7 protein-coding genes and 1 pseudogene are annotated in these 15,710 nt (G+C 59.0%); 5 read left to right on the forward strand and 3 right to left on the reverse strand.

What is annotated here, in order from left to right; genetic code table 11:
- Positions 1 to 11: 11 nt before the first annotated feature.
- The gene (locus tag BM337_RS21820; protein WP_177227351.1) at positions 12 to 3,614 is read right to left on the reverse strand and encodes an outer membrane protein assembly factor BamB family protein; all 3,603 of its coding nucleotides are present in this window, start codon (positions 3,612 to 3,614) and stop codon (positions 12 to 14) included.
- 408 nt (positions 3,615 to 4,022) lie between these two features.
- Here BM337_RS21820 and BM337_RS08465 point away from each other — a divergent pair, with 408 nt between their 5' ends.
- The gene (locus BM337_RS08465) at positions 4,023 to 4,658 is read left to right on the forward strand and encodes a vWA domain-containing protein (RefSeq protein WP_089815958.1); all 636 of its coding nucleotides are present in this window, start codon (positions 4,023 to 4,025) and stop codon (positions 4,656 to 4,658) included.
- 539 nt (positions 4,659 to 5,197) lie between these two features.
- Positions 5,198 to 10,189: a hypothetical protein gene (locus tag BM337_RS08475; RefSeq protein ID WP_177227354.1), complete on the forward strand. Its 4,992-nt coding sequence runs from the start codon at positions 5,198 to 5,200 to the stop codon at positions 10,187 to 10,189.
- A gap of 11 nt (positions 10,190 to 10,200) precedes the next feature.
- Here BM337_RS08475 and BM337_RS08480 read toward each other — a convergent pair whose 3' ends face one another.
- Positions 10,201 to 11,481 (reverse strand): beta-alanine-activating enzyme beta-propeller domain-containing protein, encoded by a 1,281-nt coding sequence (locus BM337_RS08480; RefSeq protein ID WP_089815964.1) that lies wholly within the window; start codon positions 11,479 to 11,481, stop codon positions 10,201 to 10,203.
- A 30-nt stretch (positions 11,482 to 11,511) separates the two neighbouring features.
- Positions 11,512 to 11,820, reverse strand: coding sequence for a hypothetical protein (locus BM337_RS21730; protein WP_281244892.1), 309 nt, complete (start codon positions 11,818 to 11,820; stop codon positions 11,512 to 11,514).
- An 814-nt stretch (positions 11,821 to 12,634) separates the two neighbouring features.
- On the opposite strand from BM337_RS21730, the gene BM337_RS20510 reads away from it, so the two are divergent.
- The 3 genes and pseudogenes from BM337_RS20510 to BM337_RS21870 all read left to right on the forward strand — a co-directional run.
- Positions 12,635 to 13,111: a hypothetical protein gene (locus tag BM337_RS20510; protein WP_143117668.1), complete on the forward strand. Its 477-nt coding sequence runs from the start codon at positions 12,635 to 12,637 to the stop codon at positions 13,109 to 13,111.
- 252 nt (positions 13,112 to 13,363) lie between these two features.
- Positions 13,364 to 14,425: an outer membrane protein assembly factor BamB family protein gene (locus tag BM337_RS08495; protein ID WP_089815970.1), complete on the forward strand. Its 1,062-nt coding sequence runs from the start codon at positions 13,364 to 13,366 to the stop codon at positions 14,423 to 14,425.
- Between the two features lie 973 nt (positions 14,426 to 15,398).
- Positions 15,399 to 15,710: pseudogene (locus tag BM337_RS21870) on the forward strand (hypothetical protein); the annotation flags it as partial.

Consider the following 15,710-nt stretch of genomic DNA (forward strand, 5'->3'; position numbering starts at 1 on the left):
AGTATGCGAATCTACATCAGTTCGTTATCGAACTCGGAAACGATCTCGTCCAGCACGGTCTCCCCTCCATCCGGTTCGTCTTCGCTCTCGTCGTTTGCATCCGCTTCCTCGTCCTCTTCCACCGCATCATCGAACTCGTCTTCTGGCTTCGTCTCGTCTTCGCTTCCTTCGGAGGACTCGTCATCTGGCGTCTCAATCATCTTCTCGTCTACAGCAGGGGCATCCGCCGAGAGCGGAGTAACCGTCGTGTCCCGTGAACTTGAGAGAGTAAGCATTGTCTCGCCGTTTCGTTCCCACTTGCGGAGACGCACTTCCGACAGCACGTACCACTCCCCAACGGCCCAGTCGAACTCGCAGTCGTGTTTCGCCCAGACATTGAACGTCGCCGCCGTCCCGGTGACGTCCTGTACAGAGAGTCGCGCGTCTTTCGTCTCGTCTGGGTTGTGGCGTTCAGTGACGTACACTGCTGTTTCACCGTGGAATCGACTTTCGTTGGGTAGTTCAGCGAGCGTGAAATAGCCGTCCAGAACGTCCTCGTGACTCGCCGTCTCCCCATCTGACCGGTCGTTTGCCTCTTGCTCCCCGGGCGTCGATTTCGAGTGTTCGCGAGAATCGTCCGAGTGGAGATCAGCAGCCTCGACGGCGGCTGCCCACGAACCGAAGTACGTCGAGTACTTCCCCGCGTTGTACGCTCCCTCACGGTTCATATCGCTGGATGTCGGTTCACCGTCGACGGCCTCGGCAACGTGTTCGAGTTCACTCAGGAGTTCGGCCTCGACACTGATGCCCGCCGCTTCGAGTGCGCCCTGCCAGGACTCGAACTCGGCAGTGACGTCACCCTGGTCCCAGTCCGTCCGGTCGAGGAACTCGTTTCGCTTCGGCATCCGTCCGAGTTCTGTTGCGACGTCGTCGATTGCCTCGAAAATTCGCTCCCGCTTGCTACGCTCGGTACCGACATCACTGTCAGGTGCTCGCTCTCGTTGCCACGCCTGCCGACGTTCGAGGTGGCCCCTCCCGGTCTCGGTGAGTCGATAGCCGTTGGATCGCTCGTCGAGTTCGAACTTGTCGACGAGCTCTTTCTCGGCGAGCGTATCGAGATTGGGGTACAGTCGACCGTGATTGATATCCTCGTCGTAGTACGTCTCCAGTTCGTCCCTGATCGCCAGTCCTTTGGCGTCCTCGTGACCAGCGATGACGACCAGCAGGTCGCGCTGGAACGCCGTGAGAACGGCGAATTCGGCCGTCGAGTGACTGTCGTCTCGCTGGTCATCTGTGGTATCGTCCATCTGTGGCTGGGTCTCGCGAGTTGCTTCCTGTCGCGATTGTTCGTAGGCGGTTACACGGGAGTCGAGCTCGGCAACTCGCCCGTCAAACGTCGCCGTCGCGATGCTCGATGCGGAGAGATGGTCACGAGCGTCGTCGAGCTTCGATTCGACCGTCTCACGAACGCCGTCCGGGTTTTCTGATCCCTCGATCGCTTCGTCGAGGAATGTCTCGCACTCATCGAGGAGCGACTCTATCCGCTGGGTAGCGTACTCCCTGTTCGCCGTTGCCTGGAGTTCGTCGATCCGGTTTTCCTGATGCTGTATCGAATCGGTCGAGAGATACGGGACGTCTCGGTCCATGAGTGTCTCGGACCGATCTCGTGCTTCGTCCAGTTTCGCGAGCGCGGGCTGCCACCGCTCGGCGTCGACGTCCTCCCGGGCCGCCTGGATCGAATCGTCGAGCTCGTCACGAGCCCCTAACCATTCGCGTACCTGTTCGATGTCGTCTCGCCGTGTGTCAATTCGATCTTGCAGTGATTCGATGCGCTCGGAGGGCAGCGAGTCGGATGGTGGCGCTAATCGATCCATCGCTTCCTGGATCTCTTGCTCTGCATCATCGAGCGCTTCTTCCGCATCGTCGACGTTCCCGTGGGAGAGATAGCCGTTTACACTTGCCAGGGATCGCTCGACTGCCTCACAGGATTCTTCGAGCGACAATTCGCGGGCCCGACGGATGGCCCCTTCGAGTGATTCCTGTTCGTCTCGTACCTTCTCCTGTAGCGGCTGAACTCTAGACGACGGTACTGGTTCGGGTACGGTACCGAGCTTCCCCATCAGCCGTTCCAGTTCCTGGTTTGCCCTTGCTCTCGCCTGCTCGGCGTTGTCTCGCTCGCCCGCTACCACCAGTTCCGTAATTTCGTCCTGCAATTCGTCGACTCGCTCCAGCGCCGATTCGACCTCGGCTTCGAGCGCCTGGATCTGTTCGTCTTCAGCACCCTCTCGTTCGGCGTTCTTCGGTCCCTTTTCGCTCGGTTCCTCTTCGTTTGGCTCTGTTTCCCGCTCGACCGTGACCCGAGGCCTACTAGTGCTACTGTCGTCTGGAGACTCGTCACTTCCCCGCAACAGGAGATACCCGACCAGAATTCCCCCGAGCCCCAGGCCAATGCCAAGGTCACCGACCGGGAGTATGTCGCCATCCACTCGCTGTCCAGATTCGTCAGCACCGGCATTTCCACGTGACTCGGCGTCCTGAAGTGGGACCGGAGACGAGCCGGGCGACGTAATCGCGTACACTCCCCCGTCGTCACTCCCGACGTACACCAACCCGCTCACGGCAGTTGGTGTCGAGACGATACTGTCGGCCGATTCGAATCGCCATCGCTCAGTCCCATTCTCCGCGTCCAGGGCGTACAGATACCCGTCCTCGCTCCCGACGTATACCGTCTGTCCGGCCACGATCGGAGACGCCTCGATCCCTGGACCCCAGAACGCGAACTGCCACGAACTGTTCGCGTCGAAGCGCCACTTCTCGATTCCAGAATCTGCGTAAAGTGCGATGACGTCACCGTTCTCCGCACCGACGTACACCAACTCCGTCGTCACTGCTGGTGACGTCACAATCCACGGTGTCGTCGTAAATTGCCACTGCGTACTTCCGGTGACAGGATCGAGGGCGTACACACGCCCCTGTGCCGTCTCGCCAGGGTCTGTTCCGGCTACGTAGACGGTATCGTTGGCGACGGTCACCGCAGGCACCCTGTCGATGACCCTGTCGACGCGCCACCGCTCCGGCCTGTCGAATCCGGTGGTGTCATCAGTGAGGTCGAAGGCGTAGATCGACCCGTCGTCACTGCCGACGTAGACGCTGGTGTCCGTTACCGCGGGCTGCGACAGCTCATCCCCGGACAGCGACGCTTCGGCCGAACGACGACCGTCGTCATCGAACGACAGGAGAGAGGTTCCACTCGTCGTGTAAATGTAATCCTGCCAGATGACCGGTGGCGAAACTGAGTCGCCGTCGAGGGGTGCCGACCACTGCTCCGTGCCTGACGTTGCATCGATGGCAACGAGCCTTCCGGCAGTCGTCGTCACGTAGACGGTCCCTTCGGCGACTACCGGCGAGGTCGGTGTTCCGTCCGCAAACTCGAAGGTCCAGTGCACTTCACCGGTGATTGCATCGAGAGCGACCAACTGCCTACCCTCCGTTCCAACGTAGACCCGATTGTCGACGACGACCGGTGACGTGCGGACGTTCGCGCCAGTCCGATGCTGCCAGAGTGCGGCCGGGTCTGCGGTCGGTCCGCTCTGGTCTGCCGCGAAGCCAGTGTTCGCCGCGTCGTACTGCACCATCGGAGAGCCACTGACGACGGGCGTTTCTGTGGCGTCCTCCTCCACCGACCCACTGACAGTACTGACACCGAGGCTGGTGCCTCCCGAGAACCCGAATAAACCAGCGCAACGAAGGATGTCACGCCGGGATTGTTCCGCCATTCGGGTAAGTCACTATCAGTATCCCATTTATATCCATTTCTTCCGAGAATACACGTAGCCATTTATTTCAAATGGTTTGGGGCGTGTCACAAGTCTACGATCTGTATTCACGGAAAATCCCGGCGCCTTGCTGCGACTGGACCCGATGTCCAGGGTCGCCTTGATCACACCGCTCCAGGTAGAGTCGGCATCTCGGCGACCGCAATAGAGGCGTTCTCCCGATCGGTTTCACATTCATAAGGGAACCCCGTCCTGAGCGGGTGGACCATGAAGACCCACGTCACCTTCGTTCTCGACTCCTCGGGCTCGATGTCGACCATCCGCGAAGACACCATCGGCGGCTACAACACGTTCCTCGAGGACCAGCGGGACGAGGAGGGCACGGCGACCGTCTCACTGTACGATTTCAACACGCACGTCAACCTCGTGTACGAGACCTGCCCGATCGAGGATGCTCCGGAGCTGGGTAGCGACAACTACACGCCTTCGGGGCAGACTGCGCTGCACGACGCGATATACCAGGCAATCACCGAAACAGCGGACCACTTCGCGTCCATGGGCGTCGAAGAGCGTCCGGACAACACCATCGTCGTCATCCTCACCGACGGGAAGGAGAACGCGTCCGAAACCCCGCAGCCACGGGTGCGAGAACAGATCGAGTACCGCCAGTCGGAGTTCGACTGGGAGTTCCTCTTCATCGGCGCGAATCAGGATGCGGCGCTCACCGCGGGCGGGATGGGCATCCATGGAGAGTACACACTGGACATGGCACACAGCGGCGACGGGGCAGAGGCTGCGTATGAATCTACGTCTGACCGAATCAGCAACGCACGGGAGGAAGGGTCAACTGGTGGGTTCGAGGCAGTGGATCGGGAACGGCAGGACGACGCGCGGGATTCGTAGAGGCCGACTAGCTCGATTCCGGGCCACTCTTCGAGATAATCCTCGAATTTCCGAACTTCGTCGGTACCAACAGCCCTGTGAGCTAGGTAGACGAGAAGCTCATATCCACTTCGGGGACGTGACCTATGCCCCCATCGGGGTCGCTCACTAGCCAACGTTTCGTGTCGCTGCTCGCGAGCCCGTCGGCGTCGACGGTGAATGGCGCCGCACCGAGATCAGTGCGTTGCCGACTGAGAAAGAGGTTATCGACTGCGGTCTGGGTCCACCAGTAGTGGATCCGCCACTGACGAATCAATCACGACACCTTCGGATCGGTTCCGAAACGATGGTGGGCATACGTAGGTGTATTCGCTGGGAACACGTCCTGAAATCGGGCGGACTACAGTCTCAAAACGAGCTTCAATCTGACGCATCGATATAGCTCAGTTGGAATCAGACCGATCACGCAAACCCGCGCTCCCACGTAACTGTTCCGCATTCACTAATCGCAATGCTCCGAATGGTTAAATAATGACCAGCTGAGCGTAACTTCAGCAACAATGGGTGGGCAATGGCGGAAGGTGGTAGCAGTAGCGCTTTCGATACTCGTCCTGACTGCGACGGCCGCTGGGCCGGCCGTTGGGTCGTTACAGACCCAGACCGGGACGGAATCGGTAGGGAACGCACCAACGATAGACGACAATCTGTCGCCGTTCGAGAAGAAACAGCGCGCGCTTGAGCTGACGAGGAATCTCGATCCAGAGCCGGGGATCCAGCAGGAATCGGCGGAGCGAGCACGACAGCATCTCCGGAACAGCAGTGCGAGTTACGAGTATCACGACCCCGTCCGGGTGAAAGACCCGATGACCTTCGAGCGGGACGCGAAAGTCGTCCGCAACCTCGCGAAGTTCGAGGGAACGAACTCAGCAGACACCGCTCACCGGTCCGCGAGGTTCGTCGTCGCTGCTGACGACGAATCGGCCGAACAGGCGATCGAAGATGCCCGGCGGGCGTACGAGGCGCGCAAGGACACGATGTCCAAGGGCGAGCGTCAGAGCACGAAAGCTCATATCAGTAACGCCGAGCGCGCCCTCGAAAAATCTCGCGCCGCCCAGGAACGTGCTTCACAGGGATCCCAGCAGTCACTCTCGTTCGCCGGGATCTCTCTCGACAGTGCGCTCTCGACGCTCTCCGTGCAGCAAGCGCCGAAGGCCAAGAAGGGTGGCAAGAACCCGGGGAAGGCCAAGGGCAAGAAAAAGAGCAACGGCAAGGACAAGACCAGCAAGAAAAACGACAGGGCCGAGAAGAAGAACGGGAACGGCGAGAAGAAGGGGAAGGCCAGGGGCACGCAGAAAGGTAAGGACAAAAAGAAGGGGAAGGACAAGCAGAAAGGCAAGGACAAAGCCGGTCCTGAGACACCGACCGAGTCCGAGACGACGCCAAGCCCCACGGCCACTGCGACGAGTACGCCGTCCGCGACGGAAGCAAACGACACCGCGACCGCTACCCCTCCTGCGTCCGAGGCGACCGCCACTGCGACCACAACCGCGACGGAGACACCTCGGAAGAACGTCCGCGGAAAGCAGGCGTTCAAGCACCGGGCCAACGCGCTCGTCAAGCTGAAGATCGCTCTGAAGCAGGCGAACCTGGCCCTCGAACGCATCGACGGGGCGAGCGAACCCCGTGTCGCCATCGAGTCCGAGATCGATCCGGTGTGGCAGGACGGCCAGCCCGACACGTACTACCTGACGGGGAACTACACCGACGTCGTCGTCGGGGAACCGGAACCCGTCACGGTCACCATCGGCAACCGGAGTCGGACGGTCGAAGTCATCTCGGCCTCGGACTCGTCGATGGCCAACCAGACGTTCCTCGTTGAGCTCAATCGGACCGAACGCGTCACCGAAATCGAGGTCCGAGCACCCGACGCCGAGAACGACCTGAACGGGACGGAATCGCTGTTACTCGACGGTGACGGATTACCCGAGCACGTCGAGCGGGAGGTAGGCTCGGATCCACTCGATCCAGACAGCGACGTCCGCGAACTTGACGGCGACCAGGCCGACGACGGCGTCCACGACGGTGCGGCTGTCGCGCGCAGCGACAAATTAGGCGGTATCGTCGAGAACGGGACGTTCCTGAAGCCCACGCCGATCGTCCTCGGCAAGGACACCGACGGTGACGGAATTAGCGACGAGCGAGAGCGCGAACTCGGACTCAACGCCTCGAACAACGACACCGACGGCGACGGAATCTCTGACCGCTACGAGACGAACGGCGGCGCCCACGTCGATACCGATGGGGACGGAGTACTGGACGCGCGCGATAACGACAGCGACGGCGACAATCTTCCCGATCATTTTGAGGAGCGCAACGACACGGACAGCGACCTGTTACACGACTATCGAGACAAGGACGATGACGACGATGGAATCCCGACGGCGACGGAATACAACGACTCGCGTGAGTTCCGGTACGACGTGGACTTCGATGGGGTGTACAACTGGCTCGAAGCCGACGCAGACAACGACTCCGTCGCAGACGGCGTCGAGGGGCGAACCGACGGGGACGGTGATGGTATCCCCGACTACCTCGACAACGACAGGGACATCGATGGGCTTCCTGACTGGTACGAACGGACAGTGACGGGCACCGACCCGGCTAACAATGACAGTGACGCCCAGTGGACTGCGCGCAATGAATCGGGGAATGAGATACTCGACGGTGCGGAGGACTTCGACCAGGACGGCGTGAACGCGTTCACGGAGTATCGGCTCGGTCTCGATCCACGGAACAACGACACCGACGGCGATGGGCTGGAGGATGGCTACGAGCGATCGCAACGGCTCCTCGACCCACGAGTCGCCGACACAGATGGTGATGGTGTCCCCGACGGTCAGGAAGACTTCGACGACGACGGGCTACGCAACATCCGAGAGCAGGCCCACAATACCTCGGTCGTCCGAAACGACACGGACGGTGACGGTCTCGACGACGGCGTCGAGGTCGATACCCATGGATCGGATCCGAGGGATCCTGACTCGGACGCCGACGGCCTGACTGATGGCGACGAGATAACCGTCGGGACCGATCCCCTCGATCCGGATACTGATGGTGATGGTGTCCTCGACGGAAACGAGACATTCACGACCGAGATGTCCGACGAGGAAACCGGCGCTTCCGTTACCATCACTGGCGACGGAAACGCTGCTCGCGGCGTTTCGATATCGTCGGCGTCGAACGAGTCGACGGGAAAGATGGGGACGAATCGCTCGGAACCTGTACGGAAGTCCGAGATAATCCACCTGCAGAACCGGACGAGTTTCGACGAAGCGAATGTGACGATACCGATCGCGGATTCGGTCAACGTCTCCGAAGCGGAGAATTTGACCGTCTACAAGTGGGATGCCGGGAGCGGGCGGATGCCCCAGCCCGTACCGACGACGATCGACGAGGAAAATCGGACCGCGACCGCGACGGTCCAGAACTTCTCGCACGTTCAGGTCGTGGACGGCCACGTCGCTGAGCAACTGTTCACTGTCGACCTCGATCCCAGTGATCTACCGTTCTACGACGACTTCGACAGGCTATGGGAGTGGGAGAAGTCCGGTGACGTTTCAAAGGGGTCGGTGAACGGCGTCTCTGGAGCGGTTCTCGTCAGTACGAACGACAAGGACGATGACGGGGCCGTGAACGAGAACGACAACTGTCCATCGACGGCGAATTCGGATCAGACCGATACCGACGGTGACGGCGACGGAGACGCCTGTGATCCCGACGACGATGGTGATGGCGTTTCTGATGGCGAGGACGCGGCACCGAAGGACCCAGACGTCGGCGATGGGGACGAGGGCAACGATGGCGACGACGGCGACGATAGCGGGAGTTGCTACCCACATCCCTCTAACTGCGTCGGCGACGACGACGGTGACGACTCGGACGACGGTGACGACTCGGACGACGGTGACGACTCGGACGACGGCGATGGTGGCGACGATAGCGGAAGCTGCTACCCATTACCCTCGAACTGCGTGGGCACGTCTTCGCTAACCGTCGCGAGTACCACGAACGTGATGAGTACGGTGACTGCGTCCGAGTCCTCGATAGAGCGAGAGGTTCAGGTCCCCGACGGCCAGACTGCGACGCTGCATACGCGAATCGCGGCGGAGTTAGACAGTTCGGATGCTCGCGTCGAAGTTGCCGTCGTCGACGATGGCCAGACCGAGGTGCTGCATAGCTGGAGCGGTGACAGGACCTTGGACGACGTGACGGTCACGGGGGAACTCTCCGAGTACGCCGGCGAATCGGTGACGGTCAAAGTGCGGATCGAGGGAGAATCGAGGGTCGCTATCGGTGATATCGCGACCACTAGATCCGATGACGATGATGGGCTGAGTACGTGGGAAGAAAGGGAACTCAGTGAACATAGTGCGCAATATCGCAAACCGAACGGCGATATTGCCACCAAAGACATCGCCCTCGATCCGACGGACCCGGATTCCGATGACGACGGTCTAGTTGACGGAAAAGAGATCGATCTCGTGGAAGACTGCCTCTTCCTCGGGATATATTGTAAGAACGTGCCAGATGTGTATGCTCATCCGAACGTAGAAAACAGTGATGGCGTCGGATATAACGATTCCCAAGAGTATGAAAACGGGAGTGAGGCTAGCGAGCCCGAGATCATTACAGCTGGCTTCTCCGTTCCGACGTTAACTGACCCGAACGACGGTACGACGAAACCGAAGACAGTCGATCAGCTTGAAGAGTGTTGTGGGATCGTCCGCAGATACGAAGGAGAAGGGAGGGGGAACGATCTAGTCTATAGTGCGAGTAAGAGCACGTTGGGTGGGTACTCTACGGAGAACTACCTCGTCGAGCAAATCCCGGTCATGATCTACGCGTCTGCAAACGAAGGGGCGCAAGAGAACTTCGACCTGTCCGAGATGGAGGTCGAACTCCACTGGGACAACGATTACGTCGAAAACGGGCACGTCTCCCTCGTTGGGACCCCGGATTACCAGCTAAGGCCGGGGGAATCAAAGGTGATTACAGTTAAGGTAGCTGTCCCGCAAACTAATCGGCAAGCCCTCGAGCCCGAGACGGTACAGAAGGCGCTGAATTTGTCTGTTTCGGTCGAAGGACTGGACGATACGCCAGCCGCACGCGGAGAGGGCAACGGAGAAAGTGCTTCGGTCGAGTACTCCACGCGCGGGAGCTATATTCTCGATGGAACGGCAACGACGATCAATGAGGTGAAGAACAAGTACGAAGAGGGGATCGAGATCTCGTTAGCGGTTGAAGGTGGCTTCGCGAAAGCAAAATCGAAAGGAGGCGGTATTGGGACCGTGGTGAGGTTTGCGGTCTACGAATATCTAGAAGGAAAGATCCGTGGAAAGCTCAACATGGAGAAACCGGATTCAAAGGATCTAGTACTGAAAGCGTCAGTGAAAGGGATGAGCTCATTCGCCGAAAAGATAGGTGAATACAAGGACGAACAGGTAACCGTAGAAGTACGGATGACGGGCCCGACTTTCATTCGGGCAAACTAGCGTGTTTCGAGTCACGTCCCTGACGTTCCGAATGCGTACACTTCGTCTCCACCGACGTAAACCGTTCTGTCGGTGACCGCAGGAGTCGTTACGACCCGTTCCATCCCGAGTCTCCATCGTTCAGTTCCAGAAGAAGCGTTCAACACGTGGAGGGAGCCGTCGTTGGTACCGACGGAGATGGCCTCGTCGGTGGCTAGCGGCGCCGAGTTGATCGAACTCTCGAACTGGTGTTCCCACTTTGTCTCTCCGGTCCCAGGGTGCAGGGCGTACATCCGGTTACCGGAGGGAGTTACGAAGACGGTATCGTCCGTCGCTGCCGGCGGAACGTACACGCCGTAGTCGACCGAAATCGCCCACTGACGCCGGCCGGAGAACCGATCCAGACAGTAAAAGCCGCCGTCGGTGTCCCCGACGTACATCACGTCGTCGGCGATTACCGGGGTGGTAGAAACCGGAGTACCAGTGCCGAACCGCCACGCAACGTCCCCAGTCGCAGTATCGATCGCGTACAGGTATCCGTCACCGCTACCGACGTAGACTCCGTTTCCGGCAAGTGCTGGTGAGCTATGAACGACACCGTCGGTGCGGTAGGCCCATCGCTGGTCGCCGGTGTCTGCTTCGAGGCAGTAGAGCCGGGTATCGTGGGAGCCGACGTAGAGCGCGTCTGAACCCACGATCGGTGAGGACAGGATCATGTCTTCGGTCGAGAACGCCCACCGTTTCGTCCCCGAGTCCGCATCGATGGCGTACACCGTCCCTCCTCTGCTCCCGACGTAGACGGTCCCTTCGTGAACCACAGGTGAGGACGTCACGGTCGCGTCCGTCGGATAGTGCCACTGGACCCCACCGTCCGATACGTCGATGGCCAGGACCCCGTCGTTCCCGATGAAGAGCGTTCCATCGACTATTGCAGGGGTGGATTCGAACAGTCCCGAGGAATCACGGGACCACTGCCGAGTCGGTTTCGTCTCCGGGAACGTGGCGTCGGGATTGTATCCCGTCCGCCGCCGATCGACGCGGTACGCGGGCTGGATCCCCTCGAGTGCAGGCAACGCCTTCGAAGCAGGTTCGATGGGTCTCGAAAGCTCTCGCCCCGTCTGCGTGGTTTCTGACTTCGAACCCCCACCATTCCTATCGGAGAGAAAACAACCCGAGAGGGACGTCGTCAACCCCAGAACGCCGCCGTAGATGGCTTCCCTTCGGGTAACGACTTCGAACATACCCAACGAGTGATTACCATACTCAAAGTATTTTCGTATGGGTACCCGGCGGAAGATCGGTCGTGGAAACATACAGGGCCCGTGAGCCCTGCTCTTCGGGCGTCACTCGTTGACGACGGCGCCCGCGAAGTAGTGGCGGATCCGGCCCTCGGTGGAGTCGGCGACTTTCACGAACTCGACGACGCGCTCGCCGGCGTCGAACTCGTCGCGTTCCACCACGACGGTCAGGGACTGCGCCCGGAGGTGGCCGAGGAACGCCTCGATCGGTCCGGGCGGGCCCCGGACCATCTGTCGCTCGCCGACCGTCTCGCTGTTCGGCGACCTCGCGGATGGTGTCGACGAACTGGAGCAGGATGGACTCGCCGAGGTCGTGAATGAGGAATGGACATGAGTACACCGTCCTTGGAGCAACTGTATCGCGAGAAGTGCCTAAGTTACTGTAAAGGACTGAGCAGATATATGAATCAGGAACCGAATTGGCTGCCCGTCACGCCACGGATCCAGCCAGTACAAAATAGGTTAATACGCAATAATAACTGTGTATATGACCGGATCCAGGGACTATGATAATCCACTTCATACGGAGGACATGGTAGAACATTCCGTTCAAAGAGAACTAGTAGCTTCTCGATCAAGTCCAGAGAGAAGGACGGGACCTGGCCAAGTATGGGCACATGAATATGACTGGGCCATCTGTAACCGTATCAAACTGAGCCCGATGTTCAGGTCTCACCCGAAAGTCGTAATCGGCGTCGTGCTCTTGGGAACTGCCCTGACAGTCGCCGCTGTACGAGTGATCGACGGATCGCCGAAAGAAGTCCCTGTGGAGCGCTTCGATGTAGCCTACGAAATCAAGACTAAAGAGACAAATAGCGACCTACGTGGTTATGAGAAGCCTGGAATTACAGGACCAAAGATTACCGTCTCTGGGTAAGTATCCATGAAACGAAGCCAATATGGCTGGGTTCTAGTGCTGGTCCTCTTTGTCGCGGTATCAGTAGTCGCAGTTATTCAAGTCGCTGCGGACTCTCCTGCCGAAACGGGGCCTGACTCACAGTTGCAGAATGACTTGGATCCGAGCGACACCGTCACGCACGCACTCGAGCGGACAGATGCGACGAGTCGAACTGAGCGCATCCGAATCGACAAGTACAGTCATTCGGGCGAAAACTCGATCTCGTTCTACCGAGTTGCCCGGTACGATCGGACACCACGACGCTACTCGATGACCCAACCGTACCACGGCGAGCTTCCCGCCGACCCCTCTCTAAGTACCTATATACAGGGCGAAACTGCGTGGCTCAAACAGGGCCGCGGCGGTGACTGGCGTAACCCGATCCAGGCACCGGTGTCGCAGGTACACCGATATCGAGGCGGGAACCTCTCGAATCAGTCCGTGAGCGTCGTCTCCCGAAATCGAACTCACGCCACGTACAACGTCAGCGGCCCACAGGCTGTGGAGATGGTCTATATTCGCGGGGTGAAGCACGTCTGCTGTCGGGACAATCCGGCGCAGATGACTGTTGACACGGAGACCGGACGACTGGAGAGACTGGTTATCTACAATGAGTTGGGGACCGAAGTGACGATCAGGTATTCGGGCTACGGGCGGACTGACGTTGAGCGGCCCCGAGACATTCCAGATGATCCGGTTCGGGTTTTCATCGCCGATTTCAGACGCGGCCCACTATTTCGAATGTGAAGGTGATCATCGCGACAATCACGTGTCATTGTCGGCCGTTCGAGCCATTAACTGTCTACGGGAGGACCAGAGATATCGAACGTCGGTGCGATTATCTTCTGAGGGGACGTCTTCTGTTTCTCGTGCCTATCTTGCTTCTCAGAACGAGATTCTAGATAGAATCCCAGAAGCTTTTGACGATGCCGAGAATGCACGGAGAGACACGAACCGAACTAGACGAGATGGACACCGATATGACAATCTACGGGTGACATGAATCGGCGAGAGTTCCTCAGTACGGCGGCGCTGGCGACGACACTCACAGCCGGCTGTTCGCGTGTCACTGGAGACGGTGATCGCGGTATCGAGTGGAAGATTGAGGTCGGCGACGCCCTTCCCGCCCAGATAGTCGGTAGCGACGACTCGGTGTACGTGGGGGCGGATTCGAAGATATACAGATTATCCGCCGCCACTGGGGAACCAAAGTGGATTTACGATGGTGCAGGGGATTCTTATCTTCGAGTGCACCTGCACGACGAAACCGTTTACGGCGGCTGGTTCCGGGACGGTGTCGTCGCTGTCGATGCTGAGTCGGGGAACCACCGATGGAGCGTCCAACCGTTGGACTCCGCCTCGGGGGTCACTGGACTTGGGTCCCATCCAGGCACTGACGCTATCTACTACAACGATCTCGACGGCGTCGCAGTGGCACTCGATCCGACAGATGGCGAACTCTTGTGGTACTATGATACCGGTGGGACGCTACGCGATGGGCCGGTAGTAACGCGCGACTCCGTATACGTTGCGAGTGAAGATGGTGTCCTGTACGCACTGGCCGCGGACACCGGTGAGAAGCGATGGCAGTACGACACCGGTAGCAAAAACGTGCTGGCCCCGACTGTCGCGAACGGCACGGTCTACGTGGGCCCCCAAGACGCCACACTGTACGCGGTCGATTCGAAAGATGGAACGGAGCGCTGGCAGTACTCGACCACCACGGAAAAGTGGCTTGCCCCGACGGTCGACGGCGACGTCGCGTACCTGGCGACGTTCGACGGCGACGTCGAGAAGATCGACTTGCAAACCCGTGAACGCATCTGGCACAACGGCGGGCAAGGCCGCTCTGTCGTGCCACCCGGTGTCGGTCCGGACAACGTCTACATCGGCGGCCCAAATAGGCTAGTCGGCATATCGAAATCGACCGGTGAGACGGTTTCCGTGGTAAAGACCGGGGAGATCGAACACTCGAGCTTCCACCAGACGCCTCTCGTGAGTACCGACCGAGTGATATCTGGGAATACCGGGGGATTCGTCTTTGCGACCCCACGGACCTAGCCAGGGTTACAATCCCACGTAACAACTGCCGAGGAGTAGCGCTGATAGATTCAGAGACAAAACCTCACTCGAAACGGCAATAGTAACGAACCAGTCACAAAACAAGATATTTTAGAACGACTATGTTCACAAAATCACACTCACGACGATACCTACTTTTGGCTCTCTTGCTCCTCCTTACAGCCGTGGCTGGTGTACGAATAGCAGATGTGGCCGATTCACATTCGGTTCCGGCGAAAACCGCGAGCAGTTCGACGGAGGCTGAAGCGCTTTCGGCGATTCATCGAACGGCCAACATGGATCACACTGTAAAAGGGCGGACGAGCGATAGCGCGAGCCCCACGGTAACGGAACATAAACTGCGCATTGATAATAGCCGAGAGAGGTATCTCATGGTGTTACAGGAGGTCAATTCGACCGGGAGTATTCAGTGGGCATCCGCTCAATTCGGAACAGAAGGGAGCGGGTGGACGAACGAAAACTACTCCGGCAGCGGGAACTGGCACGAAGCCCATTCGCTTCGATATACGGGCCCGATGTCGATCGTCGCACCAGCGCCCATCCGGCAAACTGAGCTATCTGTACTTTCCTCGAATCAGACGACGCTCGTGCTACAAGCCGGAAACGACACAGCAGTGAACTCAGCGGTGACCGGTGTGAGTGCTTTCGATCTCCCACAGTCATACAATTCCACGCTGACGATCGTCATCGACCGTCAGAACCAGACCCTCTCTCGGATTGCGGTCGACTCAGTTGGGGAAAAACAGAATAGATCGTTCAGGCTGGTGTATCGATACGTCGATGTCGGTGAAACACGCGTTGAAAGACCTCGCGGTACGCAATTCTCCATGAAGGAGATAATCGGAGATATTGTATATGGTTAAAACGGAACGAACCTTTTCTTTCGGGTGGGGATGCACTGCAACTACAGACGGACTATAGTACAGAATAACCAGTCACGAGGCAACTCTAAATGACAAAATGCCGGCGTAGAGCGTTCCTGGCAGCACTTGGCGGTACCGCGCTCGTCGCGCGGACAGTCGAGGCTGCGCCGTTGACGAGATCGTGGCCCGCTCCGTTAGCCGACCGCCAGAATTCCGGACATGCTTCGGTAGCCGCACCAGAGGGCACGCTCGGTGTCAATTGGCGCCAGTCGTTCGATTCACGTCCATATGTCGCCCCGGTTCCCTACGGGAGTAACTGCTACGTATCGACAGAGGATGGCCGCGTCGTAGCTCTCGAAACGGCGACAGGTACCGAACAGTGGTCGACGTCTCTCGGTGAG

The organism is Halomicrobium zhouii (assembly GCF_900114435.1).
GTDB classification, from domain to species: domain Archaea; phylum Halobacteriota; class Halobacteria; order Halobacteriales; family Haloarculaceae; genus Halomicrobium; species Halomicrobium zhouii.